Origin of the sequence: Mycobacterium hippophais, assembly GCF_027529605.1 — a bacterium.
GTDB lineage: Bacteria > Actinomycetota > Actinomycetes > Mycobacteriales > Mycobacteriaceae > Mycobacterium > Mycobacterium arseniciresistens.
The window spans coordinates 22,381-49,085 of record NZ_JAPZPY010000011.1 but is presented as its reverse complement, the minus strand read 5'-3'; the positions used below and the strand labels follow the sequence as shown (position 1 = coordinate 49,085).

The window sequence follows — 26,705 nt, the reverse complement described above, 5'->3', positions numbered from 1 at the left end:
TTCGGGGCACGAGCTACAACCCCAAGATTGGTTCCGTTAGTCCCGAGGTGCACCGGCTCGGCGGCGGTTCTCGACAACACGGGTAGAACGTGTTCTAGTTTGGTGGTGACGGGCAGCACCTTCAGCCGCGACGAACTCGTCGCCGCCTTCGCCGACTTCGAGAAGACCGTCGACACCGCCGCGCAGACCCGCAACTGGGATCCGTGGGTCGACCAGTACAGCGAGGACATCGTCTACGTCGAACACGCCGCGGGCACCATGCGCGGCCGCGAGCAGGTGCGTGACTGGATCTGGAAGACGATGGAGGCCTTCCCCGGCAGCTACATGACGTCGTTCCCGTCGCTGTGGACGGTCTACGACGAATCGACCGCCCGGGTGATCTGCGAGCTCGACAACCCGATGCGCGACCCCGGCGACGGCAGCGTCATCAGCGCCACCAACATCTCGATCGTCACCTACGCAGGCGACGGGAAGTGGCGCCGCCAGGAGGACATCTACAACCCGCTGCGGTTCGTGTCGGCGGCCACGAAATGGTGCAGGAAGGCACAGGCGCTTGGCACCCTGACCGACGAGGCCGCGGTGTGGCTGAAGACGTACGGCGGCGGCCGGTGACCCGCGCGCTCGTCATCGGCGCCAACGGCTACCTCGGCTCGCACGTGACGCGCCAACTGGTCGCGGCGGGCGGGGAGGTCCGCGTGATGGTCCGCGACGGCGCCAAGACCGTCGGCATCGACGACCTGCAGGTCGACTGGTTCGTCGGCGACATCTGGAGCGACGACGTGCTGCGCGAGGCGATGACGGGTTGCCAGGACGTCTATTACTGCGTGGTCGACACCCGGGGCTGGCTACGCGATCCGGCGCCGCTGTTCCGCACCAACGTCGAGGGCACCCGCAACGTGCTGGAGATCGCCGCGCAGGTGCACGACGCCCATCCGATGCGGCGCTTCGTGTTCACCAGCAGCTACGTGACCGTGGGCCGCAAGCGGGGCCGCGTCGCCACCGAGGACGACGTCATCGGCGAGGCACAGCGCAAGCGCCTGACGCCCTACGTCCAATCCCGCGTGCAGGCCGAGGAGCTCGTGCTGGACTACGCGCGCCGCCGAGGCCTGCCCGCCGTGGCGATGTGCGTGTCGACGACCTACGGCGCCGGCGACTGGGGCCGCACCCCGCACGGCGCGATCATCGCGGGCGCCGCGTTGGGGAAGCTGCCGTTCGTGATGGGCGGAATCGAACTGGAGGCCGTCGGCGTCGAGGACGCCGCACGCGCGATGGTCCTGGCCGCGGAGAAGGGCCGTCCCGGCGAGCGGTACCTGATCTCCGAGAAGATGATCAGCAACGCCGAGGTGGTCCGCATCGCGGCGGAGGCGGCAGGCACACCGCCGCCGACGAAGTCCGTACCGCTGGCGCTGTCGTATGCGATGGCCGCGATGGGCAGCGCGAAGGCCCGGCTGCGCGGCACCGACGAGCGGCTGTCGATGGGGTCGCTGCGGCTGATGCGGGCCGAGGCGCACGTCGACCACGGCAAGGCGGTGCGCGAACTCGGCTGGCAGCCCCGGCCGGTCGAGGAGTCGATCCGTGAGGCCGCGCGGTTCTGGGTCGATCTGCGAAAAGCCAAGCGCAAGGCGGGATCCGCGGGCTGAACGACGCGCCCGCGGGTGTTCAGCGGGCTGTCTGCGCGGCGGCCGGCGCGCTACCGTCAGTGTCATGACCGACAAGACGAGCGTCGACCTGACCGGTGCGCCGGAGACCATGCTGGCGACGCTGTACGCCAAGGCGCTCGACGCCGGGGCGTCGGCCTCCGTGCTGCACGACCACTACGCCGCGGAGATCGTCGCGCAGATCGACTACGACTGGGCGAACACCGGGATCAAACCGGGCAACGCGCCGAGTGTCGCGCTGCGCTCCAAGCACTTCGACACCTGGGCGGGCCAGTTCCTCGCGGTGCATCCCGATGCGGTGGTGGTGCACCTCGGCTGCGGGCTGGACAGCCGCTTCTTCCGCCTGTCGCCCGGGTCCGGCGTCGAGTGGTACGACGTCGACTATCCCGATGTGATCGCGCTGCGCGAGCGGTTCTATCCACAGCCGGAGCGCTATCACCTGGTGGCGGCGTCGGTCACCGATCCCGCGTGGCTCGCCTCGATCACATCGGACCGGCCGACGCTGATCCTCGGCGAGGGGCTGACCATGTACCTGACCGAAGCGGACGGGGTGGCCCTGCTGCGCCGGCTGGTGGCCCGATTCCCTTCAGGCGAACTGCAATTCGACGCGTTCAACCGGCTCGGCATCCGGTCACAGTGGACCAACACCGTCGTGCGCCGCTCGGGGTCGACACTGCACTGGGCGATCAACACGCCCGCCGACATCCTCGACGCCGTCCCCGGCACCCGCCTGCTGGCGTGGGTGCCGGTGTTCGAGTCCGACGCGTTCTCGAAGCTGGGTGGCGGCTACCGGGTGATGGCAGCCGTGATGAACCGGGTGCCGGGGGTCCGCACCATGGCGCAGTTCCACCGCTACGCGTTCTGAGTGCGCGGCCCCAGTACCGGTTGCCTGCGCCCGCCGGGATTGAAGTCGGCCGACCACGGCCAGCGCCCTCGCCGGTCGGACCACACCAGCTGCAGTGCCCGCACGTCGCGGCCGTACAAGTTGATCGCCATGCCGAGGTGGGCGTCGGGTTGGGCCACTTCGACCACCTCGAGCAGCACCCCGTCGGGCAGCTCGATCTCGTCGCCGGGCGCCGGGGGTTCCTCGCAGACGCAGTAGTCGGCGACCGTGTTGAGCACCTGCAGTGACCGGGGCGGGTCCACGCCGGTGACGAGCAGTTCCGGTAGCCCGCACTCGTGCAGACCCACGGTGTAGGAGAACGGATTACGTTCGCTCTCCACGAACTGAACCGCCCAGCCGTGCTCGACGACCTTGTCGTACAGCACGTCGAGGTAGTCGTCGAGCGAGGCCTCGGGGTGATCGCACTGCCAGCACATCGGCGGCGTCCTTTCGTCAGTGGTACCTGACCTCAGCGTGCACCCGGGGTCTGACAGGATCGGGCGGTGGCGACGGATCGCGGGCAGGTGCGCAACGGCGAGGTCTCGCACTGGTTCGCCGAACCGCCCGCACTCCGCCCGCGGCTGCCCGGTGACCGCGACGCCGACGTCTGCATCGTCGGCGCGGGATACACCGGACTGTGGACCGCCTACTACCTCAGACGCGCCGACCCGTCGCTGCGGATCGCGGTGCTCGAGGCGCGCTTCGCCGGCTACGGCGCATCCGGCCGCAACGGCGGCTGGCTGTCCGGACTCGTTCCCGGTGACCGCGCCGGGCTGGCCCGGCAGTACGGCGCGCAGCGGGTGGTGGCGTGGCAGCGGGCGCTCAACGACGCGGTCGACGAGGTGATCGCGGTCGCCACCCGGGAGGGCATCGACGCCGGCATCGTCAAGGGCGGCACCCTGGAGATCGCCCGCAACCCGGCGCAGGCCGCACGGCTGGCGGCGGCGTTCGACGAGGAACTGCGCTGGGGCAACGAGGGCGTGACGCGGCTGACCGGAGACGAAGCGGCGCAACGCATCCGGTTCGACGGCATGCTCTCGGCCTACCATACGCCGCACTGCGCACGGATCCAGCCCGCGCGCCTGGCCCGCGGACTCGCCGACGTCGTCGAACACCTCGGCGTGGACGTCTACGAGCAGAGCGCGGTCACCGGCATCGCGGCGGGCCGGGCCGATACGGCGCACGGCACCGTCCGGGCGGGCACGGTGCTGCGCGCCACCGAGGGGTTCACCGCGAGCATGCCGGGACTGCGGCGGCGGTGGCTGCCGATGAACAGTTCGATGATCGCCACCGAGCCGATTCCCGAGCGGATCTGGGACGAGATCGGTTGGGAGGGCCGTGAGACGGCGGGGGACACCGCACACGGCTTCTTCTACGCCCAGCGCACGGCCGACGACCGCATCGCCATCGGCGGGCGCAGCGTGCCCTACCGCTACGCCTCACGCACCGATGTCGACGGCCGGGTGCCGTCGCGCACCATCGCGCGCCTGACCGAGGTGCTGCACGCGATCCTGCCGCAGGTGCGCGACATCCCGATCGCGCACGGCTGGTGCGGGGTGCTCGCCGTGCCGCGGGACTGGTCGGCCGGTGTGGGCCTCGACCGGTCGACCGGACTGGGCTGGGCCGGCGGATACGTCGGGCACGGCGTCACCGCCGCCAACCTCGCCGGGCGCACGCTCGCCGACCTGGTGCTCCGCCACGACACCGACCGCACGGCACTGCCCTGGGTGGGTCACCGCGCCCGTGACTGGGAGCCCGAGCCGTTGCGCTGGCTCGGCGTGCGGGGCCTGTACACCGCCTACCAGCTCGCCGACCGCCATGAGGCGCGCGGCCGAGCCGCCACGTCTCCGCTCGCGGTGCTCGCCGACCGGATCGCCGGCCGCCCCCACTAGCTCTCTCGGATCGGCTCGCGGTGCGGCCGATGGGTCCCCACGAATGCTTAGCCATAGCCGTGTGCCATGTGGTTTCCGAAAACGACTCTGAACGCCCATGACATGCATCGATGCTCGTCAGCGGGCTGAACTTCCTTCCGTAAACAAGCGGCGTCGATTCGGATGCGCAATTTGCCGAGCGATCCAGGTGACGAACCAATAGCTTCGAGGGGGATCGGCGCCGGCGAATGACCCAGAGAAACGAGAAACCATGAAGAAGTTTGCCATCGCTCTGGCGGCCGTCTGCATCGCCGGCCTGGCGGCGGCTCCGTCGGCCTCCGCGGAGCAGGCACCTCTCACCGAGGGACCGCACACGTTCATCTTCTCCGACGGCGCGACGAGCGCGGTGACCGTCGCCTACGACTGCGGGCCGGATTGCTTCTCGATGGGCGACTCGTCGTCGCGCGAACAGTTCCGCTTCGACGGCGCCCGTTGGGTGACCCCCAGCGGCATCTCGACCGCCGACGGGCGCAACTTCCTCAACAAGAACGGGCAGCCCGCCACCGTGACGTAGCCGCGTTTCCCCCTGGGTGGGCCACCGCGCGCGTGACTGGGAACCCGAGCCGTTGCGCTGGCTCGGCGTGAGGGCCCTGCACGCCGCCTATCGGATCGCCGGCCGCCGCACTAACGCGCGGTCGAATCCCTTGTGTCACATCTGTTTCTGCTGTCACAAAGTCGGCTGATCTGTCGGGGGTCGAACTAGTGTTCGATGTATGGACAGGGTGGATGTGGTCGCGGCGCTGCAGGCGTGGGACGATGCCCGCGCCTGGCTGGCCGCCCTGCCCCTGGACACGTTGACCGGCGCGGAGTTGGTGGCGATCTACGAGCACCGCCAGCACGGGCTGCGCCAGGAAGCCGCGCTCGATCACACCGTGCTGGCCACCCTGACGCAGCGGTTCACCGCCGCGGACTTCGGTGGCACCGGGCTGAAAGACGTGTTGGCGCAGCGGTTACACCTCGACACCGCCGATGCGAAGAGACGCCTCGACGCTGCCGGCATGCTCGGACCCCGGTGGGCGTTCACCGGTGAAGAACTACCTGCGGAGTGGGACAACACGTCGGCCGCCTTGACGAAAGGGCTGATCGATCCTGCGCACGTCGAGGTGATCCGCAAGTTCTTCACCAAGCTCCCGCCGTGGGTCGACCAGGCGGCCCGCGCCGACGCCGAGGGCGACCTCGCGCGGTGGGCGCAGGGCATGTGCCCGGAGGATCTGCAAAAGCTCGCCGATCATCTGGTCGAGGTCATCGATCCCGACGGCGCCGAACCCGACCACGACAAGCAACAGGCCAAACGCACTCTCAAGATGGGCAAGCAACGCAGCGACGGGATGACCCCGGTCCGTGGTGAACTCGACCCCGAGACCGCTGCCCTGCTCGACGTCGTGCTCGCCCGAGAAGGCGCGCCCGGACACAACTTGCCCGAGGACCCGGGTGCGGGCGAGGTCGCCGAACGCGACTTCACCGGCAACTCCGATCCGCGCACCCGCGAACAACGCCACCACGACGCGCTGAAGACCGCGCTACGGCACGCCGCAGCCGCCGGAGGTCAGATCAACGGGCTACCGGCCACCATCGTGGCCACCACCACCATCGGCGACCTGCAAGCCGGTACTGGGTACGCCCACACCGCCGGCGGCACCCGGCTACCGATCCGCGATCTGATCCGCATGGCCGGCCAGTCCCGGCACTACCTGGCCGTCTTCGACGACCACACCGAGGAAATCCTGTACTTGGGCCGCGCCCGGCGCTGCGCCACCACCGCGCAGCGGCTGGCGTTGTTCGCCCGCGACAGGGGCTGCACCCGACCGGGCTGCACCGCCCCGGCCTATCAGACACAGGTCCACCACGCCCAGCGCGACTGGGCCGACGGCGGACAGACCGACATCGACGAACTCGCCCTGGCCTGCCAACCCGACAACAACCTCATCGAACAAACCGAATGGACCACCCGCCGACGCGATGGCCGCACCGAATGGATCCCGCCACCCACCCTCGACACCGGCCAACACCGCACCAACCGATACCACCACCCCCGGCGCTACCTCACCGACCGAGACGACGACGCAGAACCGGCATAGGGCCTCGGCTTGAGGAGTTCTACTGGGCGCCCGCTTCGGCCTTGGCCTTGAGTCGCTGCAGGGTGACCTTGATGTGCTCGGAATTCGCCGCGTCGCGGTCGCTCACACCGGTCGCGAGAACGGCCACCTTCTTGAACCAGCCCGCGCGGCGGTCCCACGTCCGCTCGGTCACCCGGCAGCCGGCGCCCGAGGCCTCGATGTCGTAGCGCCAGTGCGCCACCGGCAGCATCGCGCTGCGCACGTCGAAGGCGAACACCCGGTCGGCGTCGGCATCGGTCACCGTGCAGGTGGTGGTCCAGCGCTTCGAGCCGTTCTCGTTGCGCCCCTTGAACACCGCTCCCGGCCGCGCCCCGTCACCCTTCTGCCACTGCATCGCGGTGGCCTCCTCGGCCAGGTCCGCCAGCGTCGGCAGGTCGGTGATCAGGCGGTACACGGTCGCGGGATCGGCGGCGATGTCCACGGTGGCCTCGGCGGAGGCCGTACCCAAGTCGGTCATCCGGCGATGGTAGCCGCCGGCCCGAACTCGGTGGACCGCTGCGGAAGAATCCCCGGCGGCACAGGGTTGGCAGGAGGAGAGTGGATGACGCACGCGTGAGGAGACCTCCGATGACAGAACGTCCCGTCCTGCACCCCACCGCAGAGCACCCGATCACCGTCACGCCGACCGGAGCGCGGGTGACCGTGCGGGTCAACGGCGAACTGGTCGCCGACACCACCGACGCAGTGACCCTGCAGGAGTCGACCTATCCCGCGGTGCAGTACATCCCGCTGTCCGACGTGGTCGCCGAGCGGCTGCAGCACAGCAACACCGGCACGTACTGCCCGTACAAGGGTGAGGCCGCCTACTACTCCGTCGCCGCGGGCGACGACGTCGTCGAGGACGCGATCTGGACCTACCCGAAGCCGTACCCCGCGGTCGCCGCGATCGCAGGCCGGGTCGCGTTCTACCCGGACAAGGCCGAGATCACGGTCGGTTAGCGGCTGCGCACCAGGTAGCGGCGCTCGGCGTAAGCCAGGTCGTCGCGCCACAGCCGGGTCGCGGCGTACCGCATGACGGGGGCGATCAGCGGCGCCGCGTACACGCCGTAGCCGAAGTTGGGCCGGTCCGAGTGCGCAACGACGGCCTCGATCACCGCGGTGCGTGGCCGGCCGTCGGGACCGGGCCCGACGGGCGTCGCGTGGGTCTCGACGACGCTGCTCGCGCCCTCGCCGTCGACGATGCGCATCACGATGGTCCGCGGGCCCGGCGCGGTGAACTCGGCGATCACCGGGACGCCGAGGCGGCCCAGCCGGAAGGTGACCGCCACCAGGAAGCGGTCCGCCTGTTCGGTGACCTCACCGTCGGCGGGTGGCGCGCTGAGCACGTCGAGCCGGGTGAACGAATACGGGTGGAACCACGCACCGTGCCAGGGGTCGAGCCGGTTGGCGATGATGTCGGCCGGCTCGCACACCCCCTCGAGCCGGGTGACGGCATGCAAGTAGGGCGCCGGTGGCCGCGCCGGGATCAGCGGCGCATCGGTGGGCGTCTCGCCGCCGACAGCGTCCAGGCGGACCCAGGCCAGCACCCCGTCGTCGTGGGCTGGGTAGGGCTTCCAGCCGAATTCGCGGCGGTCACCGCCCAGCCGCAGCCCGTGCCAGGAGCACACCAGCGCACCGCAGTCCACGGTGCCGGTGGCGAGCTCGGCGCCCAGGTGCGGGCAGCTGCCCGGTCCCACGCGCAGTTCACCGGCGGCGCCGCGCCACGCCACGATCTCCACGCCGCCCACCGAGGTGCCCAACGGCTTGTCGCCGACGTCGTCGCTGGCGGCGAACGTGAACCAGTTGCCGGTCGGCCGGGCCTGCGCCCGGGCCAGCGCGCGGTCGATGACGGCGGGCTGCGCCTCCCGGTACGTGGGCTCCTGGCGGGCCCACGGGATCTTCGGCAGCACCTCGAACGGGACCACCTTGTCCCACTTGGCCTTCAGCTCGGCGAGCCGGCTCACGACGCGTCCCGCTCTGCCCGAGCGACCAGCCGGCTCAACGTGGGGGACCGGCCTTCGGTCGGCACCGTCACCAGCGCATGCCCGGCGATGCCGAAGCTCTGCAGCAGCTGGTTGGCGGCGGACCAGCCGGTGGTGGCGGCCCGCTCCATCAGCGCGACGGGCAGGTCGATGCGGATGCCGTCACCGGCCAGTGCGAGCCCGTCGGTCGGGGTCGCCACGCCGGGCCTGCGGTCGAAGTCGCCGGGGGCGAACCGCGGGCAGTCCTGACGGCGCAGCACCAGTTCGCCGACGACACGAGCGTCCCTGGTCTCCGGGTACAACTCGTGCAGCCGGGCCAGCAGCCGGCCCGGCAGCTCGTCGGCGACACTCCCCGTCGCTTCGCTCGCCCCAGCGGGTCCGACCGCGGCGTAGGAATGCAGTTCGACCACCGACCCACCGGTGCGGCCGGCCCATTCGGCGGCCTGTCGTTCGTAGCGTTCCAGCACACTGACATTGTCCAACGGCGGACGCCCGCCCGTGCCGAGAAAGGCGGGCCGGTCGGGGTGCACCGGCCGGTCGAGCCAGAGCCGCTGCACCACGAACGGCGGTGCGGTGCCCAGCGCGTCGACGCGGGCCCGCCAGTCAGCGTCGCCGAGCGAGGGTGACCGTCCGACGATGCCGCGCAGAGCTGTCACGTCGGTGGCCAGCACCACGCCGTCCGCGTCCAGCGTCGCGCCCGAATCGCAGTGCACCCGAAAGCCTTGCTGCTCATCGGTTGTGGCCACTTCGCTCACGGAGATCCCGGTGTGGAAGCGCACGCCGAGGCCCTCCAGTCGCTCGCGCATCGGCTGCCACAGCGCCTCGTCGAAGTTCGCGTTCGCCACGTCGAACACCAGGCCCTCGCTCGAGCCGAGGAAGTAGATGTGGAACATGGTGGCCAGCTCGGCCGCCGACAGCTCCTCGGGCAGCGCGAAGAAACTGCGGGAGAACACCTCGAACGCCAGGTGCCGGGCGGCCTCCGGGAAGTTGATGTCCCGCAGGAACGTGTCGGCGTCGACGTGATCGAGGCGGTCGTAGATGTCGGGCACCGACACCGTCGCCAGCGGGCCCGCGGCCCGGCCGTCGACGCGGACCAGGTCGCGCAGCCGGAACGTCGGGCTGCGCAGCGCGAACACCAGCGCGTTCCACGGCGGGCTCTGCGGCAGTCCGCGGAACGTGTCCACCCGGCCGTGGGCGTCGATCAGCGGGTAGTCCTCGACCGGCACCAGCATCCGCAGCCCGGGATCGATGCGGCTCAACAGGTGCCGCAGGTTGTAGTACTGGCGGAAGAAGGCGTGGAAGCCGCGGTTCATGGTCACCGGCGTGCCGTCGGGCAGGTCGTCCTCCCAGCCGCCGACCCGGCCGCCCAGATATGATTCGCGCTCCACGACCTCCACCTCGATGCCGCGTTCGGCCAGGCCGGTGGCCGCCGCGAGGCCCGCGATGCCCGCGCCCACCACCACGGCCCGCGGTCGCCGCGGCAGGGCGTCGGCGTTCAGTGCGCCCGGCGGGGCCGGGTGCAGGACGCGGCGGGGGTCGGTCACGACGCCACCGCGGTGAAGGTGTGCACGATGTCGCGCTGCCAGCCGGGCATGGTGTCGCTGTCGACGTCATTGAAGCCGTTGCGGCGCAACCGGTCCCGGAAAGCCGCGGCGCCGTCGAACTCCATCACGCTGCGCCGCAGGTATCGGTACAGCGAGGCGTCGCCGGTGCGCAGCCGGCCTGCGGGGATGATCACGGTCCAGCACACCGCGTTCCACACGACGGTGGCCACCCGGGAGTCGCGCACCGAGTAGTCGTGCACCGCGAGCGGCGCCCCCGGCCGCAGCAGCGTGCGGAACGTCTGCAGCTGCGCGTCGGGGTCGGGCAGGTTGCGGATCAGGTACGCGGCGAAGATCCCGTCGAAGGGGCCGTCCACCCCGGCCGCGGCGAGGTCCTCGATGCGGCTGTGCACGAAGCGCACCGACGCCGGCCAGGTCTTGGCGGTGGCCTCGGCGAGCATGCCCGCCGAACCGTCCACCGCCACGATCTCGGCCTCGGGCGCCACCGAGAGCAGTGCCGCCGTCGACAACCCGGTGCCGCAGCCGGCGTCGAGCAGGCGCAGCCCGGCGCCGTTGCGCGGCAATCTCATTCGCTGCGCGGAGATCCGCAGGTGATCCTCGTAGCCGGGATTCGCGCCGACCAGCCGGTCGTACGCGGCCGCCCCGGCGTCGAAGGATTCGGGAACGTGGTCGCGACTCAGTCCGCTCACATGGCCTCACTTTCCGCCGTCTCGCGGCGCAGACGCTGACGTTCCCACAGCAGCAGCACCGCGGTCACCATCGAGAACCCGAAGAGGAAGTCCTCCACCGGGATGTCCCACGGGAACCGGATGCCGCTGAAGTGGTCGTCGTGGTAGACGACGATCGGCGCCGACAGTTTGGTCAGCCACCCGTCGACGGGGATCTGGAAGCCGAGCACGATCGCCATCGACATCCAGTAGGCGGGCCGTCGGAACAGCCCGGTGCGCAGGAAGACCAACTCCCACGCGACCACCAGGAGCACCGAGACCACGGCGGGCAGGGTGTAACCGATGCCGATCACGCGGACTCCGATGACCGGTCGCGCAGCCGCCGCATCAGTTCCAGGCAGGAGGTGACGGCGTTGTAGGTGAGCAGTCCGCACAGCGGGATCACCAGGAAGAACAGCAGTTCCTCCAGCGGCAGGCTGCCGATGCGGATCCCGGTGACGTAATCGGGGTTGTAGGTCCAGACCTGCCCGCTGATGGCCAGCACGTCCCAGGTGACGAACACCGCCGCGACGGGCAGCAGCGCCGATGCGGTGCGGCCGATCTGGCGGTACACCCCGGAACCGAAGAACTCCAGCGGCAATGTGATCGCCAGGCAGGCGCCCAGCACCATCAGGTATTGCCAGTGATCCATGGCTACACCTTTACAGGGTTGGCCATCCGTGCGCGCCAGGCCCGCACCAACCCGGCGCCGGCGACCTGCAGCCGTCGGCCGGTGCCGACCGTCGCGCGCTGGGTGAAGATGTCGAAGTCGATCTCCTCGATGCGGTCCAGGATCTCCGAGTACAGCACCTGCGCGGCGCTGACGCAGGGCCGCGAGCGCGGCGCGAGCAGCGCGATCCCGCCCTCGGCGTAGTCGTAGATCCGGCGGGCCGCGGCGTGCTGCTCGGCCAGGGCGCTCCGCACCCGCGCATCGGTGCGCCCGTTGGCGCGGCACCACTGCAACAGGTCGCGGTCCACCCCGTGGGCGGCGAGCTCGTCGGCGGGCAGGTACACCCGGCCGCGTTCCAGATCCTCGTTGACGTCGCGCAGGAAGTTGGTGAGCTGGAAGGCCTTGCCGAGCGCGGCGGCGTAGGGCGCGGCGTCCTCGCGGGGGCCGACCGTGCCGAGGACCGGCACCATCTGCAGGCCGATCACCTCCGCGGAGCCGTACATGTAGCGGTCCAGCGCCGCACGGTCCGGATAGTCGGTGACCGTGAGGTCCATCCGCATCGACGCCAGGAAGTCGTCGAACAGCTCCCACGCGATGCCGTAGCGCCGGGCGGTGTGCACCACGGCGTCGAGCGCCTTGTCGTCCGGGTCGGCGGGGCCGTGCCCGTTGGATTCGGCGGATCCGCCGGTGCCCTTGGTCATCCGGTTGAACAGCCGGGTGGCCAGCCGCTGCAGGTTGTCGGCGCGTTCGCTGATCGGGATGACGGGGTCGAAGTCGTCGAGGATGTCGTCGGCCTGGCGGGCGAAGCCGTACAGCGCGTGCACGGCGGGCCGCTGCTCGGGCGCCAGCAGCCGGGTGGCCAGGAAGAACGTCCGCCCGTGCCGGGCGTTGATCAACCGGCAGCGGCGGTAGGCGTCGCGCAGCGCGGGGTCGTGGACGCCGGCGGCGTCGAGCTCCGAACCGATCATGGCAGCCCGCTCCTCGTTCTCGTCGGCGCCGGACGGGTGACGGCTCCGGTGACCCGGTCGGCGGCCAGCCGGCCGGACAGCACAGCGGTGGGGATGCCGACGCCGGGCACCGTCGAGGACCCGGCCAGCACCACGTTGTCGATTCCGCGCACGGTGTTCGCCGGCCGGAACGGGCCGGTCTGCGCGAAGGTGTGCGCCAGCGAGAACGGCGTGCCGGCCACCATGCCGTCGCGCGCCCAGTCGTCGGGGTTCACCACGTGCAGCAGTCGCAGGTCGGTGCCGACGCCGGGCAGCCTCGCCTGCACCGTGGCCAGCATCTGCTCGGTGTAGGCGGCGCCGGTGCGTGCCCAGTCCACCGTTCCGACGGCGGTGTTGGGCGCCGGCGCGAGTACATAGAGCAGGTCGCGCCCGGCGGGAGCGAGACTGGCGTCGCCGGCGCTGGGCCGGGTGACCAGCAGCGACGGATCGCCCATCACGCGGCCGTCGTCGATGATGTCGCGGAAGGTCTGCTCCCATGCGCCGCCGAACAGGATGTTGTGGTGGCCGACGCTCTCGTCCACGGTGCTGCAGCCGACGTGCGCGACCACGGCCGAGGGTGCCGGCCGGATCGGCAGCAGGCGGCGCGGGGTGCGGCCCAGCATCCGGTAGGTGGCGGGCAGCTCGGTGGTCAGCACCACCGCGTCGGCGGCGAAGCGCCGGCCGTCGTCGGTGTGCACCGCGATCACCCGGCCGTCGCGCTGCTCCAACTCCGACACCGTTGCGCCGTAGTGGAATTCGACACCCGCGTCGGCGGCCGCGGCGGCCATCGCCGACGGCACGGCCCGCATGCCGCCGCGTGGGAAGTAGACCCCGGCGACGGTGTCCATGTAGGCGATGACGGCGTAGGCCGCCAGCGCGCGGTCCGGCGGCACCCCCGCGTAGAGCGCCTGGAAGGTGAAGATCCGGCGCAGCCGCTCGTCGGTGATGAAACGGCGGATCACCTTGTCCCAGCGCCGGAACCCGCCGATGGCGGCGAGCCGGGCCAGCTGCGGCGTCAGCAGCGACAGCGGCGAGTCGAAGTTCGACCCGATGAAGCCGTCGAACTCCACTTGGTACAGCCGGGTCAGCCACTCGCGCAGTTCGGTGTAGCCGCGCGCGGCCTCGCCGCCGGCGAACCGTTCGATCTCGGCGGTCATCGCCGCCGGATCGGTGTGCACGTCCAGCCCGCTGCCGTCGGCGAACGAGGCGTGGTAGGCCGGGTCCACCGGCAGCAACTCGACGCGGTCGGCCATCGAGTCACCCACCGCGGCGAAGGCCTCGTCGAGGATGTCGGGCATCGTCAGCACCGTCGGGCCGGTGTCGATGCGGTACCCGTCGATGTCCAGGCGGCCCATCCGGCCGCCGGGGAAGGTCTCGCGTTCCACGACGGTGACCGTGCGGCCCCGGCCGGCGAGCTGCAGGGCGGCCGACAGCCCCGACAGGCCGGCGCCGACCACGACCACGCGGTCGGTCTTGCCCTCGAGTGTGCGCATCAACCAGCTCCTGCCTGACTCGTCATGCCGCCCGCCGCGTGCAGACCGCAGCCATCTCCACCAGCGCGGCGCGCACGGTGGTGTCGAGCCTGCTGGTGTGGACGCGCTCCAGCGCGTGGCTGAGCTTGCGGTCGATCAGCTGCTCGATCCACTGCACGGCGCCGGTGGCGGCGATGAGCGCCCGCCACCGCATGATGTCGGCGTCGCTCAGCTCGCGCTGGGCCATCAGCTCGTCGAGCTGGCGCCGCGCGCCCGCGTCGGCGAGGTGGTGGGCGGCCATCACCACGCTGGTGGCCTTGTGCTCGGACAGGTCGCCGCCGGCCGGTTTGCCGGTCACCGAGGGTGAGCCGAAGATGCCGAGCAGGTCGTCACGCAGCTGGAATGCCTCGCCGACGGCCGCGCCGTAGCGGCCGAGCAGCGTCACCGTGTCCTCCGGGCAGCCGGCGAGCGCGCCCCCGATCTCGAGCGGGCGGCGCACCGTGTAGTTACCGGACTTGCGCCGCGCGACGTCCAACACGGCCTCCAGTGTCGGCCGTCCGCCTGCGTCGTTGACCAGATCCGCAAACTGTCCGACGGCGAGTTCGGTGCGCATCGCGTCGTACCGCGGCCACGCCCGGGCAAGGGCCGTCGCGCTCAGCCCGCTCTCGCGCAGCATCTGCGCCGCCCACACCAGGCACAGATCGCCGAGCAGCACCGCTGCGGACGCGCCGAACCGCTCGGCCGAGCCGGCCAGCCCCCGCTCGCGGTGCCAGTCGGCGAACCGCACATGTGCCGACGGCAGCCCGCGGCGCAACGGCGAATCGTCCATCACATCGTCCTGCAGCAGGGCGAAGGTGTGCAGCAGCTCGAAGCTGGCGGCGGCGCGCAGCGCGGCGTCGTCAGGTGCGGCGCCGCTGAGCCAGCCCAGGTACATGAACGTGGAGCGCAGGCACTTGCCGTCGCTGACGAAGTCCGCGAGCACGGCGGGGGCGATGTCCACTCCGGTGGCCCGCAGGTCGGCGGTGCACCGGTCGGTGACGAACCCGGTGACCGCGCCGAGCACCGCTGCCCGCACGTCGCTGCGCCAGACCTCGAACGGCGCGCCGGAACTCCCGTTCGGTGGCGCTACCGCGATGGTCTGCAAGGTGCCCGCCAACGTGCGATCGCCGACACCACTCACCCCGAACCTTTCCACGCGCGAACCGATACCCACTTCAAACTAGGGTGGAGTCGGCATACCCCCCAGCCCAGCGGCCCAATCCGGGCTGGATGTCATCAACACGTCACACGCAGAAGCCCTTCGGGAACGGGACGGAGTCGCCACGTGGACACACACCGGGCGGTCCGCCGCAGCGTGTCCTTCGGCGGTCCCGCCAGCCCGGCGCTGACGTTGATGCCGCTGCGCCGCGGCCGGTACGACCCGTGTTTCCTGACCGCCGCCGACGGCGCGATCTGGCGCACCAGCCTGATGACGTCCGGGCCGGTGACGGCGCGCATCACCCGCGCCGCACCCGACACCGTCGACTGCGAGGCGTGGGGCGCAGGCGCCGCGGAGTTCATCGAGGCTCTGCCCGCCCTGCTGGGCGCCGAGGACGACACCGCAGGCTTCGCGCCCGAGGAACCCACCATCGCCGCGGCGTACCGGCGGGTGCCCCACCTGCGGCTGGCCCGCACCGGCCGGGTGCTCGAGGCGCTCATCCCCGCGGTGCTCGAGCAGCGGGTGCAGGGGATCGACGCGTTCCGGGCCTGGCGGCAGCTGGTCACCCGGTACGGCTCGCCCGCGCCGGGGCCTGCGCCCGAGCGGATGCGGGTGCCGCCGCCGGCCGAGGTGTGGCGGCTGATCCCGTCCTGGGTGTTCCACCGGGCCAATGTCGATCCGCGCCGCGCCCGCACCGTGGTGCTGTGCGCGCAGCGCGCCGATGCGCTCGAGCGGCTGGTGGCCCGGCCCGCCGAGCAGGCCCGGGCCGCGATGATGTCGCTGCCGGGCGTCGGTGAGTGGACGGCCGCCGAGACCGCCCAGCGGGCCTTCGGCGACGCCGACGCCCTCTCGGTGGGCGACTATCACGTGGCGAAGATGGTCGGCTGGAGTCTGCTCGGGCACCCGATCGACGATCCCGAGATGGTCACCCTGCTCGAGCCGCTGCGCCCACACCGCCACCGCGCCGTCCGGCTGCTCGAGGTCAGCGGACTCGCCCGCAATCCGCGGTTCGGTGCGCGGATGGCGGTGCCGAATCTGGCCGAAATGTGACGTCGGCACGGCACTGATTACGGTCCGCGACCCGCGGGTATGCGGCTCGCGACGACTTGATCACGCGCAAAGGAGCTATCGATGACTCAGTTCACCGTTCCCGGTATGACCGACAAAGAGGGCGCCAAGGTCGCCGAGATCCTGCAGAAGCAGCTCAGCCGCTACAACGATCTGCACCTGACGCTCAAGCACGTCCACTGGAACGTGGTGGGGCCGAACTTCATCGGCGTGCACGAGATGATCGACCCGCAGGTGGAACTGGTGCGCGGCTACGCCGACGAGGTGGCCGAGCGCATCGCGACGCTGGGCGCCTCACCGAAGGGCACCCCCGGTGCCATCATCAGCGACCGGTCGTGGGACGACTACTCACTCGAGCGGGACACCGTCGCCGCCCACCTCGCCGCGCTGGACCTGGTCTACGACGGCGTCATCGCGGACACCCGTAAGAACATCGAGGAGACCGAGGAGCCCGACCCCATCACCAACGACATGCTGATCGGCCACTCGGCCGAGCTGGAGAAGTTCCAGTGGTTCGTCCGTGCGCACCTGGAGAGCGCCGGCGGCAAGCTGACCCATGAGGGCAAGTCGACCGAGAAGGGCGCCGCGGACAGCGCCCGCTCCAACGGCACCAAGTAGCGGCTCCGACGAGTCAGGCCCGCCCCGAGGGGTGCGGGCCTGATTCGTCTGCCCGCAGGTCGGCGAGGTCCGTCTCCGCGTCCAGCGCGTCGTCGCGGACCGGGCGATCGGCCAGCTCTTCGTTGCGGCCGAACAGATACGGATACGCCAGGCCGGCGATCGCCGCGCCCACCAGCGGCGCCAGCCAGAACGCCCACAGTTGCGCGGGCGCCCCGTCGCCGTTGAAGAACGCGACCCCGGTGCTGCGCGCGGGGTTCACCGAGGTGTTCGAGATCGGGATCGAGATCAGGTGGATCAGGGTCAGGGTGAGCCCGATCGACAATCCGGCGAAGCCGTGCGGGGCCCGGTCGTCGGTCGAGCCGAGGATCACCAGCAGGAAGATGCCGGTCAGCACCACCTCGGCCACGAGCACCGCCCACAGCGAGTAGCCGCCGGGTGAATGGTCGCCGAACCCGTTGGCCGCCATGTTCCCCGTCGCGGTCCAGTCCGCGCGACCCTGCGCCACGACGTAGATCACCAGGCCGGCCACCAGGCCGCCGATCACCTGGGTGATCCAGTAGGCGGGCAGCACACGCCATTCCACGCGCCGCGCGAGTGCGGCGCCGAGGGTCACCGCGGGATTGAAGTGGCCACCGGAGATGGTGCCGAAAGCGTAGATGCCGGTGAGCACCGTGAGGCCGAAAGCCAGTGCGACGCCCGAGAATCCGATGCCCAGCGAATAGCCGTCGGCGGCGGTGAACTTGGCGGCGAACACGGCGCTGCCGCAGCCGCCGAGCACCAGCCAGAACGTCCCGATGAACTCAGCCGCCAGTCGGTGTGACATCGTCGGCTCGCGCATGACCTACCCCCTCGTCGGAGTGACCCCTGTCACAGCGTGGCATGCGGCGCCGCCGCGGCGGCACCGTCGTACCCGGATCGTGTCCGGATAGAGACGTCAGTCCGGCGGTGGCGACGACGCGGCCCGCTGCGCCGCCGCGGTCTCCCGGTTCAGCCGCTGAGCCTGGTAGATGGACACATTCGTGCGGGTGACGACGAGATAGGCGATGCCGACGGCGACCATGGCGCAGGGGATCACCGAGAACGAATCGGTCATCTCGGCCACCATGATCATCACCGCCAGCGGCGCGTGGGCCACGCTGCCGAAGCACGCCATCATGCCCACCACCACGAACACCGCGGGGCTGTCGGGCAGCCCCGGTGCGCCTGCGAGTTCCCCGAGCCGCCAGATCGCCGCCCCGACGAACGCGCCGATGACGATGCCCGGCCCGAAGATGCCGCCCGAGCCGCCCGTTCCGATGGACAGCGAGGTGGCCACGATCTTGGCGAACGGCAACACCAGCACCACCCACAGCGGGATCGCCATCAGCGTGTCGGTGGCCGCGGCCTTCTGCGCCCAGCCGTAGCCGCTGGCCAGCACCTGCGGCAGGAGCAGTGCCAGCAGGCCGACCGCGAGGCCGCCGAGGGCCGGCTTGATCACCTTGCCGCCGGGGAGTCTCGCCGTCAGCGCCACGGTGCCGTAGAAGGTCCGGGCGTACAGCAGGCCCACCGCCGCGGCGGCCAGGCCGAGGAGCACGAACCACACCAGTGTCAGCGGCTGGTCGAACCGGAAATCGGCTGCCAGAGAACCGAACAGCGGCTCGAAGCCGAGGATCGACCCCAGTACCGCGTATGCGGTGGCCGAGGTGATGAAGCCGGGCACCAGCGCCTTGTAGTCGAAGTCCTCGCGATAGACGATCGACGCGGCCAGCACCGCTCCGCCCAGTGGCGCACCGAAGATGGCGCCGATACCCGCGCCGATGCCCAGCGACACCGCGATGCGGCCGTCGTCGTCGGACAGGTCGAGCCTGCGGGCCAGAATGGATCCGAAGCCGGCCGAGATCTGAGCGGCCGGGCCCTCACGCCCGCCGGATCCACCGGATCCGATGGTCAGCGCGCTGGTGATGGTCTTCACCACGATGGCGCGGGTGCGGATGCTGCGCGGGTCGGAGTGCACCGCCTCGATCGCGCTGTCGGTGCCGTGGCCCTCGGCCTCCGGGGCGAACTTGGCGACGAGCCACGCCGACACCAGGGCGCCGCCGCAGGCGATCAGCGGAATCGCCCAGGGCCGCTCGAATCCCGGCGATCCCGGGTCCCCGCCGCCCTCGCCGTCGGGTCTCGGGATGTCGTAGCCGCCGAGTTCACCGAGCAGGAACCGGCCGGCGTAGTCCAGGGCGAGATAGAACACGACGGCGCCGAGGCCGGCGATGACGCCGATGGAAAGCCCGAGGATCAGCCACTTGCGCAGGTATCCCGAGTCGCGGATGAACCTGCCGAGACCGCCGAGCCCGCCTGTGGTGCCGCGGGCGTCGGACATGGTGGCCGATGCTAGCCGAGCGGCACCGTCAGCGATAGGCGGTGTAGTGGGCGGTCAGCGCCTGGCGGCCGTCCGCTCCGACGGCCTGCGCCGAGGCGGTGCCGGTGCTCCGGCCGACCCGCAAGGCCGTTGCCTCGTACCGGGATTGGTCGCCGGCGAGCAGCCGTCGCAGATAGTTGACCCGCAGTGATCCGGTGCGCAGCGGCGGGTCGCCCGCCGTGCCCGCGGCATTGACCGCGGCGTCGGCCACCAGTTCCAGCCCGGTCGCCGCGACACCGCCGTGCACGACGCCGAGGCTGTTGTTGAGCACCGGGTCGGCGGCCTGGCGCAGTTCGGCCTGGCCGGGTCCGGGACGGACCGCCATCATGTCGGCCAGCCCGCTCTTGCGTTCGTGGTGGGCGGGGTCGGACGGGAAGTCAATGAATTCGGCCGCGACGATGTAGAACGACCGCACCGTGCCGGTGCCGATGACGGTCCCACGGTGGGTGAACTCGGCCAGGGCCAGCGCCGTGCGGGTCTTGTGGGCGAACGGGCGGGCGTGGGCCACCACCGGATCGTCGTGGCCGGCGATGAGGTCGACCGCCTCGGGGACGAGTTCCAGCGACAGTTCGGTGGTCAGGGTCCACTCGTCGTCGCCCTTGCGGATGTGGTTTGCCAGCCCGCCGACGTGGTCGAGCAGCATCGCCAGCGGAGCCACGGTGGGCGCGCCGGTGAGGGGATTGACCAGGCCCGCGACCGGGATCGTCGCGACGACGCGGGTGCCGGTGCCCTCGTGCGTCTCGATACCGAACCGGCCGATGGGGGTGTTGAGCGGATGTGACATCGCAGCCAAGTGTGCCGGGTCACCCCCTCGGCCCGCGTGACGGAGTCGACTCTAAGAATCTGACTAGGCTTTCGCGCAAATCGTCGAACCACCGAAGGCGCAGCAAAGCGGCCATGAGAACTTTCTGCAGCAAACTTATATGGCGGATCAGCAACCGGGATGGCCGTGACCGCCCGGCGGGGTGATGCCGGGGGGTGTACCCAAAGGGTCGATGCGGCAACGGTATTCGCGGTCACGACGGCCACGGGTGATGCGGGCCGGCAACGCGGCCGGCGAGTATAGTTAGGTCAGACTAAGTTGGCATGTCAGGCGGTGTTTGTCCTATCGTTTTCTCCCATTGAGGCGATGGGGAAAAAGGCCGCTGTTCAGTGCTGCACGGACGACCTCCTCCGCCAACCGGCCAGGCCGTCGCAGACGGCCGTCAACGGTGCACTTTGTGTAAGGCGTGAGAGTAAGGGTCAGGTGGGAATGGCGCCCAGGAAACAAGGGCTGTACAACCCCGCGTTCGAGCACGATTCGTGCGGCGTGGCGATGGTCGCCGACATCCACGGCCGTCGCAGCCGCGACATCGTCGACAACGCCATCACGGCACTGTTGAACCTGGAACACCGCGGTGCCCAGGGCGCCGAACCGAACACCGGTGACGGCGCGGGCATCCTGCTCCAGGTGCCCGACGACTTCCTGCGCGCGGTGGTGGAATTCGACCTGCCGCCTGCGGGCAGCTACGCGACGGGTATCGCCTTCCTGCCGCAGTCGTCGAAGGACGCCGCCGTGGCGTGCGAGGCGGTGGAGAAGATCGCCGAGGCCGAGGGCCTGCACGTGATCGGCTGGCGCGACGTGCCGACCGACGACTCCTCACTCGGCGCGCTGGCCCGTGACGCGATGCCGACCTTCCGGCAGGTGTTCATCGCCGGCGCCGACGGCATGGACCTCGAGCGCCGCGCCTACGTGGTGCGCAAGCGCGCCGAGCACGAACTCGGCACCAAGGGTCCGGGCCAGGACGGCCCCGGCCGCGAAACGGTCTACTTCCCAAGCCTTTCCGGGCAGACCTTCGTCTACAAGGGCATGCTGACCACCCCGCAGCTCAAGGCGTTCTACCTCGATCTGCAGGACGACCGGCTGACCAGCGCGCTGGGCATCGTGCACTCGCGGTTCTCCACCAACACGTTCCCGTCGTGGCCGCTGGCGCACCCGTTCCGCCGGGTCGCCCACAACGGTGAGATCAACACCGTCACCGGCAACGAGAACTGGATGCGGGCGCGCGAGGCGCTGATCAAGACCGACGTCTTCGGATCCGAGCAGGACCTGGACAAGATCACCCCGGTCTGCACGCCCGGCGCCTCGGACACCGCGCGCTTCGACGAGGTGCTCGAACTGCTGCACCTCGGCGGCCGCAGCCTGCCGCACGCCGTGCTGATGATGATCCCCGAGGCGTGGGAACGCCACGAGTCGATGGACCCCGCTCAGCGGGCGTTCTACGAGTACCACTCGTCGCTGATGGAGCCGTGGGACGGCCCGGCGTCGGTGTGCTTCACCGACGGCACCGTGATCGGCGCCGTGCTCGACCGCAACGGCCTGCGCCCGTCGCGCATCTGGGTCACCGAGGACGGCCTGGTGGTGATGGCGTCCGAGGCGGGTGTGCTCAACCTCGACCCGTCCACCGTGGTCAAGAAGATGCGCCTGCAGCCCGGCCGGATGTTCCTGGTGGACACCGCCCAGGGCCGCATCGTCGACGACGAGGAGATCAAGGCCGAACTCGCCGCCGAGCACCCCTATCAGGAGTGGCTGGACAACGGCCTGTTCCGGCTCGAGGAACTGCCGCCCGGCGACTACGTCCGGATGCCCCACCACCGGGTGGTGCTGCGGCAGCAGATCTTCGGCTTCACCTACGAGGAGCTCAACCTGCTCGTGGCGCCGATGGCGCGCAACGGCGCCGAGGCGCTCGGCTCGATGGGCACCGACACCCCGATCGCGGTGCTCTCCCAGCGGTCGCGGATGCTCTACGACTACTTCCAGCAGCTGTTCGCCCAGGTGACGAACCCGCCGCTGGACGCCATCCGCGAAGAGGTGGTGACCAGCCTGCAGGGCACTGTCGGCCCGGAGGGCGACCTGCTCAACCCGGACAGCGAGTCGTGCAGGCAGATCGTGCTGCCCCAGCCGATCCTGCGCAACGCCGAGCTGTCGAAGCTGATGTGCGTCGACCCCGACCACGAGATCCGCGGCAACAAGCACGGGATGCGCGCCGCGGTGATCCGCTGCCTGTACCCGGTGAACCGCGGCGGCCAGGGGCTCAAGGAGGCGCTGGACAACGTGCGGGCCAAGGTGTCGGCGGCGATCCGCGACGGTGCGCGCATCATCGTGCTGTCCGACCGCGAGTCCGACGAACAGCTGGCGCCCATCCCGTCGCTGCTGAGCGTGTCGGCAGTGCACCACCACCTGGTGCGCGACCGCACCCGCACCAAGGTCGGGCTGGTCGTCGAGGCGGGTGACGCCCGCGAGGTGCACCACATGGCCGCCCTGTGCGGTTTCGGCGCCGCGGCCATCAACCCGTACATGGCGTTCGAGTCGATCGAGGACATGGTCGACCGCGGTGTGATCACCGGCATCAGCAGCGACCAGGCCAAGGCCAACTACGTCAAGGCCGCGGGCAAGGGTGTGCTGAAGGTGATGTCCAAGATGGGCATCTCCACGCTGGCCTCCTACACCGGCGCCCAGCTCTTCCAGGCCATCGGCATCTCCCAGCAGGTGCTCGACGAGTACTTCACCGGGCTGAGCTGCCCGACCGGCGGCATCGACCTCGAGGACATCGCCACCGACGTCGCCAGCCGGCATGCGTTGGCCTACCTGGACCGGCCCGACGAGCGCGCGCACCGCGAACTCGAGGTGGGCGGCGAGTACCAGTGGCGCCGCGAGGGCGAATACCACCTGTTCAATCCGGACACGGTGTTCAAGCTGCAGCACTCCACCCGCACCGGCCAGTTCTCCATCTTCAAGGAGTACACCGGACTGATCGACGATCAGAGCAAGCGGATGGCGTCGCTGCGCGGCCTGCTGAAGTTCCGCAGCGGGCTGCGGCCGTCGGTGCCGATCGACGAGGTGGAACCGGCGACGGAGATCGTCAAGCGGTTCTCCACCGGCGCGATGAGCTACGGCTCGATCTCGGCCGAGGCGCACGAGACCCTGGCGATCGCGATGAACCGGCTCGGCGGGCGGTCGAACTCGGGCGAGGGCGGCGAGGCCGTCAGTCGCTTCGACCGCGACCCGAACGGCGACTGGCGTCGCAGCGCCATCAAGCAGGTGGCCTCGGGCCGGTTCGGCGTCACCAGCCACTACCTAACCAACTGCACTGACATCCAGATCAAGATGGCGCAGGGCGCGAAACCCGGTGAGGGCGGGCAGCTTCCGGGCCACAAGGTGTACCCGTGGGTGGCCGAGGTGCGGCATTCGACGCCGGGCGTCGGGCTGATCTCGCCGCCGCCGCACCACGACATCTACTCGATCGAGGATCTGGCGCAGCTGATCCACGACCTGAAGAACGCCAACCCGCAGGCCCGCGTGCACGTGAAGCTGGTCTCGGAGAACGGCGTCGGCACCGTCGCCGCGGGTGTGTCGAAGGCGCACGCCGACGTGGTGCTGATCTCGGGTCACGACGGCGGCACCGGGGCGACCCCGCTGACGTCGCAGAAGCACGCGGGCGCCCCGTGGGAGCTCGGTCTGGCCGAGACCCAGCAGACTTTGCTGCTCAACGGACTTCGCGACCGGATCGTCGTGCAGGTCGACGGCCAGCTGAAGACCGGCCGCGACGTCGTCGTCGCCGCACTGCTGGGCGCCGAGGAGTTCGGCTTCGCGACCGCACCCCTGGTGGTGGCCGGCTGCATCATGATGCGCGTGTGTCACCTCGACACCTGCCCGGTCGGCGTGGCCACTCAGAACCCGGTGCTGCGCAAGCGGTTCAACGCCAAGCCGGAGTTCGTGGAGAACTTCTTCATGTTCATCGCCGAAGAGGTCCGCGAGCTGATGGCGGAGCTGGGCTTCCGCACCGTCAACGAGATGGTCGGGCAGGTCGGCGCGCTGGACACCACGCAGGCCGCCGAGCACTGGAAGGCCTACAAGCTCGACCTGTCTCCGGTGCTGCACGAGCCCGAGTCGGCGTTCATGAATCAGGACCTGTACTGCAGCTCACGTCAGGACCACGGGCTGGACAAGGCACTCGACCAGCAGCTCATCGTGATGAGCCGGGAGGCGCTCGATTCCGGGAAGCCGGTGCGGTTCAACACCACCATCGCCAACGTGAACCGCACGGTGGGCACGATGCTCGGCCACGAGCTGACCAAAGCCTATGGCGGGCAGGGTCTTCCCGACGGCACGATCGACATCACCTTCGACGGCTCAGCGGGCAACAGCTTCGGGGCGTTCGTGCCGCGCGGCATCACGCTGCGGGTCTACGGTGACGCCAACGACTACGTCGGCAAGGGACTGTCCGGTGGGCAGGTCGTGGTGCGGCCGCCCGACGACGCGCCTGCCGACTATGTCGCCGAGGACAACATCATCGCGGGCAACGTGATCCTGTTCGGCGCCACCAGCGGCAAGATGTTCCTCCGCGGTCAGGTGGGGGAGCGGTTCGCGGTGCGCAACTCCGGCGCGGAAGCCGTGGTCGAGGGAGTCGGCGACCACGGCTGCGAGTACATGACGGGCGGCAAGGTGGTGATCCTCGGCCCGACCGGGCGCAACTTCGCGGCCGGCATGTCCGGCGGCATCGCCTACGTGCACGACCCGCACGGCAAGCTGCCGGAGCACCTCAATGCCGAGATGGTGGAGCTGGACGGCCTCGACGACGAGGACCGCGAATGGCTGCACGCTGCGGTCCAGGCCCATGTCGACGCCACTGATTCGGCGGTGGGACAACGGGTTCTGGCGGATTGGAACACGGAATTGGAGAAGTTCGTCAAGGTGATGCCCAAGGACTACAAGCGGGTTCTGGAGGCGATCGCCGAGGCCGAGCGCAACGGTGTCGACGTGGACGAGGCGATCATGGCGGCGGCAAGTGGCTGATCCGAAGGGCTTTCTCAAGTACACCCACCGCGAGACCCCGCAGCGCCGGCCGGTCGACCTGCGACTGCGTGATTGGAAAGAGGTCTACGAGGACTTCTCCCACGAGACGCTGCAGTCGCAGGCGGCGCGCTGTATGGACTGCGGTATCCCGTTCTGCCACAACGGCTGTCCGCTGGGCAACCTGATCCCCGAGTGGAACGACCTGGTGTTCCGCGACCGCTGGCGGGAATCCATCGAGCGGCTGCACGCCACCAACAACTTCCCGGAGTTCACCGGGCGGCTGTGCCCGGCGCCGTGCGAGGCGTCGTGCGTGCTCGGCATCAACCAGGATCCGGTGACCATCAAGCAGGTCGAGGTCGAGATCATCGACAACGCCTTCGAGAACGGCTGGGTGGTGCCGCTGCCGCCCGACCGGCTGACCGGCAAGAAGGTGGCCGTCGTCGGATCCGGGCCCGCCGGCCTGGCCGCCGCCCAGCAGCTGACCCGCGCCGGACACGAGGTGACGGTGCTGGAGCGCGCCGACCGGATCGGCGGCCTGCTGCGCTACGGCATCCCCGAGTTCAAGATGGAGAAGCGCCACATCGACCGCAGGCTGGAGCAGATGCGGGCCGAGGGGACGCAGTTCCGCACCGGGGTCGACGTCGGCGTCGACATCACCGTCGAGCAGCTTCGCGCGGACTTCGACGCGGTGGTGCTCGCCGGTGGCGCGACGGCGTGGCGCGACCTGCCGATTCCCGGTCGCGACCTCGAGGGCATCTACCAGGCCATGGAGTTCCTGCCCTGGGCCAACCGCGTGCAACTGGGTGATCCGGTGCTCGGCGAGGACGGCGAACCGCCGATCACCGCCAAGGGCAAGAAGGTGGTGATCATCGGCGGCGGCGACACCGGCGCCGACTGCCTCGGCACGTCGCACCGGCAGGGCGCGGAGACGGTGTACCAGTTCGAGATCATGCCCCGGCCGCCGGAGACCCGGGCCGACACCACCCCGTGGCCGACGTACCCGCTGATGTACCGGGTGTCGTCCGCGCACGAGGAGGGCGGCGAGCGGGTGTTCTCCGTCAACACCGAGGAGTTCTGCGGTGAGGACGGCAAGGTGAAGTCGCTCAAGGTGCACGAGGTCGAGATGAAGGCCGGCAAGTTCGAGCGGGTCGAGGGATCCGACTTCGAGCTGGAGGCCGACCTGGTGCTGCTGGCGATGGGCTTCGTCGGCCCGGAGAAGGACGGCCTGCTCACCGAGCTGAAGGTGGAGCTCACCGACCGGGGCAACGTCGCGCGCGACAAGGACTTCGCGACGTCGGTGCCGGGCGTGTTCGTCGCCGGTGACATGGGCCGCGGGCAGTCGCTGATCGTGTGGGCGATCGCCGAGGGCCGCGCCGCCGCGGCGGGCGTGGACCGCTACCTGATGGGTCAGACGGCGCTGCCTGTTCCGATCGAGCCGACGGCCGCCCCGCAGCGGTAGGGAGTTTGGATGGGGCGGCTGTGAAAGGTCACAGTCGCCACACCAGTCCCACCAGAAACAGCAGATGATTACTCGGCGCGCCTCCCACCATTTGCCGGGGAAGTGTTTCTAATAAAAGTCTGTGGGTAATGAGGTAAAGTACGACCACGGGTCAGCAATCACGACATCGCAGGAGTGATCACCGTGC

Annotated in this window: 24 protein-coding genes; 11 read left to right on the top strand and 13 right to left on the bottom strand. The window is 70.2% G+C overall.

Annotated elements, in window-relative coordinates:
* Positions 1 to 105: 105 nt before the first annotated feature.
* The 3 genes from O6P37_RS21110 (at position 106) to O6P37_RS21100 (ending at position 2,523) form a co-directional block, all read left to right on the top strand.
* Positions 106 to 612, top strand: coding sequence for a nuclear transport factor 2 family protein (locus O6P37_RS21110; protein WP_269895924.1), 507 nt, complete (start codon positions 106 to 108; stop codon positions 610 to 612).
* Positions 609 to 1,640 carry an NAD-dependent epimerase/dehydratase family protein gene (locus tag O6P37_RS21105; protein WP_269896079.1) on the top strand — a complete coding sequence of 344 codons (1,032 nt, stop codon included), beginning with the start codon at positions 609 to 611 and terminating at the stop codon, positions 1,638 to 1,640. Before O6P37_RS21110 ends, O6P37_RS21105 begins: the two co-directional genes overlap by 4 nt.
* Before the next feature lie 64 nt (positions 1,641 to 1,704).
* On the top strand, positions 1,705 to 2,523 hold the full coding sequence (locus O6P37_RS21100) for a class I SAM-dependent methyltransferase (protein WP_269895923.1): 819 nt from the start codon (positions 1,705 to 1,707) through the stop codon (positions 2,521 to 2,523).
* On the opposite strand, the gene O6P37_RS21095 is transcribed toward O6P37_RS21100, so the two are convergent.
* Entirely contained in the window at positions 2,511 to 2,978 is a 468-nt protein-coding gene (locus tag O6P37_RS21095; RefSeq protein ID WP_269895922.1) for a DUF4262 domain-containing protein, read from the bottom strand. The two genes, O6P37_RS21100 and O6P37_RS21095, sit on opposite strands and share 13 nt — an antisense overlap.
* A 66-nt stretch (positions 2,979 to 3,044) precedes the next feature.
* Between O6P37_RS21095 and O6P37_RS21090 the strand changes: the two genes are divergently transcribed.
* From O6P37_RS21090 to O6P37_RS21080, 3 genes are all read left to right on the top strand, one after another.
* Positions 3,045 to 4,433, top strand: a complete 1,389-nt coding sequence (locus O6P37_RS21090) for an NAD(P)/FAD-dependent oxidoreductase (RefSeq protein ID WP_269895921.1) — start codon at positions 3,045 to 3,047, stop codon at positions 4,431 to 4,433.
* 250 nt (positions 4,434 to 4,683) lie between these two features.
* A complete protein-coding gene (locus O6P37_RS21085) occupies positions 4,684 to 4,986 on the top strand; it encodes a hypothetical protein (protein WP_269895920.1) in 303 nt (100 codons plus the stop codon).
* Positions 4,987 to 5,185: 199 nt separating this feature from the next.
* Positions 5,186 to 6,550 (top strand): HNH endonuclease signature motif containing protein, encoded by a 1,365-nt coding sequence (locus O6P37_RS21080; RefSeq protein ID WP_269895919.1) that lies wholly within the window; start codon positions 5,186 to 5,188, stop codon positions 6,548 to 6,550.
* A gap of 19 nt (positions 6,551 to 6,569) precedes the next feature.
* On the opposite strand, the gene O6P37_RS21075 is transcribed toward O6P37_RS21080, so the two are convergent.
* Complete coding sequence (locus O6P37_RS21075) at positions 6,570 to 7,046, bottom strand: SRPBCC family protein (RefSeq protein ID WP_269895918.1); 477 nt, start codon at positions 7,044 to 7,046, stop codon at positions 6,570 to 6,572.
* Between the two features lie 110 nt (positions 7,047 to 7,156).
* Between O6P37_RS21075 and O6P37_RS21070 the strand changes: the two genes are divergently transcribed.
* Positions 7,157 to 7,528: a DUF427 domain-containing protein gene (locus O6P37_RS21070; RefSeq protein WP_264014335.1), complete on the top strand. Its 372-nt coding sequence runs from the start codon at positions 7,157 to 7,159 to the stop codon at positions 7,526 to 7,528.
* Here O6P37_RS21070 and O6P37_RS21065 read toward each other — a convergent pair.
* Genes O6P37_RS21065 through O6P37_RS21030 form a run of 8 tightly spaced genes read right to left on the bottom strand, consistent with a single transcriptional unit; the run spans position 7,525 to position 15,127 of the window.
* Entirely contained in the window at positions 7,525 to 8,532 is a 1,008-nt protein-coding gene (locus tag O6P37_RS21065) for a DUF5914 domain-containing protein (RefSeq protein ID WP_269895917.1), read from the bottom strand. The genes O6P37_RS21070 and O6P37_RS21065 overlap by 4 nt on opposite strands.
* Positions 8,529 to 10,094, bottom strand: a complete 1,566-nt coding sequence (locus O6P37_RS21060; RefSeq protein ID WP_269895916.1) for an FAD-dependent oxidoreductase — start codon at positions 10,092 to 10,094, stop codon at positions 8,529 to 8,531. The genes O6P37_RS21065 and O6P37_RS21060 overlap by 4 nt, the downstream gene beginning before the upstream one ends.
* The gene (locus O6P37_RS21055) at positions 10,091 to 10,801 is read right to left on the bottom strand and encodes a class I SAM-dependent methyltransferase (protein WP_408633220.1); all 711 of its coding nucleotides are present in this window, start codon (positions 10,799 to 10,801) and stop codon (positions 10,091 to 10,093) included. Before O6P37_RS21055 ends, O6P37_RS21060 begins: the two co-directional genes overlap by 4 nt.
* A complete protein-coding gene (locus O6P37_RS21050; protein ID WP_269895915.1) occupies positions 10,798 to 11,133 on the bottom strand; it encodes a lycopene cyclase domain-containing protein in 336 nt (111 codons plus the stop codon). The genes O6P37_RS21055 and O6P37_RS21050 overlap by 4 nt, the downstream gene beginning before the upstream one ends.
* Entirely contained in the window at positions 11,130 to 11,471 is a 342-nt protein-coding gene (locus O6P37_RS21045) for a lycopene cyclase domain-containing protein (protein WP_264014330.1), read from the bottom strand. The genes O6P37_RS21050 and O6P37_RS21045 overlap by 4 nt, the downstream gene beginning before the upstream one ends.
* A gap of 2 nt (positions 11,472 to 11,473) precedes the next feature.
* On the bottom strand, positions 11,474 to 12,457 hold the full coding sequence (locus O6P37_RS21040) for a phytoene/squalene synthase family protein (RefSeq protein WP_269895914.1): 984 nt from the start codon (positions 12,455 to 12,457) through the stop codon (positions 11,474 to 11,476).
* Complete coding sequence (crtI, locus tag O6P37_RS21035) at positions 12,454 to 13,968, bottom strand: phytoene desaturase family protein (protein WP_269895913.1); 1,515 nt, start codon at positions 13,966 to 13,968, stop codon at positions 12,454 to 12,456. Before crtI ends, O6P37_RS21040 begins: the two co-directional genes overlap by 4 nt.
* A 22-nt stretch (positions 13,969 to 13,990) precedes the next feature.
* Complete coding sequence (locus O6P37_RS21030) at positions 13,991 to 15,127, bottom strand: polyprenyl synthetase family protein (protein ID WP_269895912.1); 1,137 nt, start codon at positions 15,125 to 15,127, stop codon at positions 13,991 to 13,993.
* Positions 15,128 to 15,340: 213 nt separating this feature from the next.
* Between O6P37_RS21030 and O6P37_RS21025 the strand changes: the two genes are divergently transcribed.
* Together O6P37_RS21025 and O6P37_RS21020 are read left to right on the top strand one after the other, a co-directional pair.
* The gene (locus tag O6P37_RS21025) at positions 15,341 to 16,195 is read left to right on the top strand and encodes a DNA-3-methyladenine glycosylase family protein (RefSeq protein WP_408633223.1); all 855 of its coding nucleotides are present in this window, start codon (positions 15,341 to 15,343) and stop codon (positions 16,193 to 16,195) included.
* Positions 16,196 to 16,276: 81 nt separating this feature from the next.
* On the top strand, positions 16,277 to 16,831 hold the full coding sequence (locus O6P37_RS21020; RefSeq protein ID WP_264014326.1) for a Dps family protein: 555 nt from the start codon (positions 16,277 to 16,279) through the stop codon (positions 16,829 to 16,831).
* A gap of 13 nt (positions 16,832 to 16,844) precedes the next feature.
* On the opposite strand, the gene aqpZ is transcribed toward O6P37_RS21020, so the two are convergent.
* From aqpZ to O6P37_RS21005, 3 genes are all read right to left on the bottom strand, one after another.
* Entirely contained in the window at positions 16,845 to 17,669 is an 825-nt protein-coding gene (gene aqpZ, locus O6P37_RS21015; RefSeq protein WP_269895910.1) for an aquaporin Z, read from the bottom strand.
* A gap of 96 nt (positions 17,670 to 17,765) precedes the next feature.
* Positions 17,766 to 19,184 carry a chloride channel protein gene (locus tag O6P37_RS21010; protein ID WP_269895909.1) on the bottom strand — a complete coding sequence of 473 codons (1,419 nt, stop codon included), beginning with the start codon at positions 19,182 to 19,184 and terminating at the stop codon, positions 17,766 to 17,768.
* A 28-nt stretch (positions 19,185 to 19,212) separates the two neighbouring features.
* Entirely contained in the window at positions 19,213 to 20,007 is a 795-nt protein-coding gene (locus O6P37_RS21005) for a PaaI family thioesterase (RefSeq protein WP_269895908.1), read from the bottom strand.
* 468 nt (positions 20,008 to 20,475) lie between these two features.
* Between O6P37_RS21005 and gltB the strand changes: the two genes are divergently transcribed.
* Together gltB and O6P37_RS20995 are read left to right on the top strand one after the other, a co-directional pair.
* Positions 20,476 to 25,059, top strand: a complete 4,584-nt coding sequence (gltB, locus tag O6P37_RS21000) for a glutamate synthase large subunit (protein WP_269895907.1) — start codon at positions 20,476 to 20,478, stop codon at positions 25,057 to 25,059.
* The gene (locus O6P37_RS20995; RefSeq protein WP_269895906.1) at positions 25,052 to 26,518 is read left to right on the top strand and encodes a glutamate synthase subunit beta; all 1,467 of its coding nucleotides are present in this window, start codon (positions 25,052 to 25,054) and stop codon (positions 26,516 to 26,518) included. Before gltB ends, O6P37_RS20995 begins: the two co-directional genes overlap by 8 nt.
* The last annotated feature ends 187 nt before the right edge of the window (positions 26,519 to 26,705 follow it).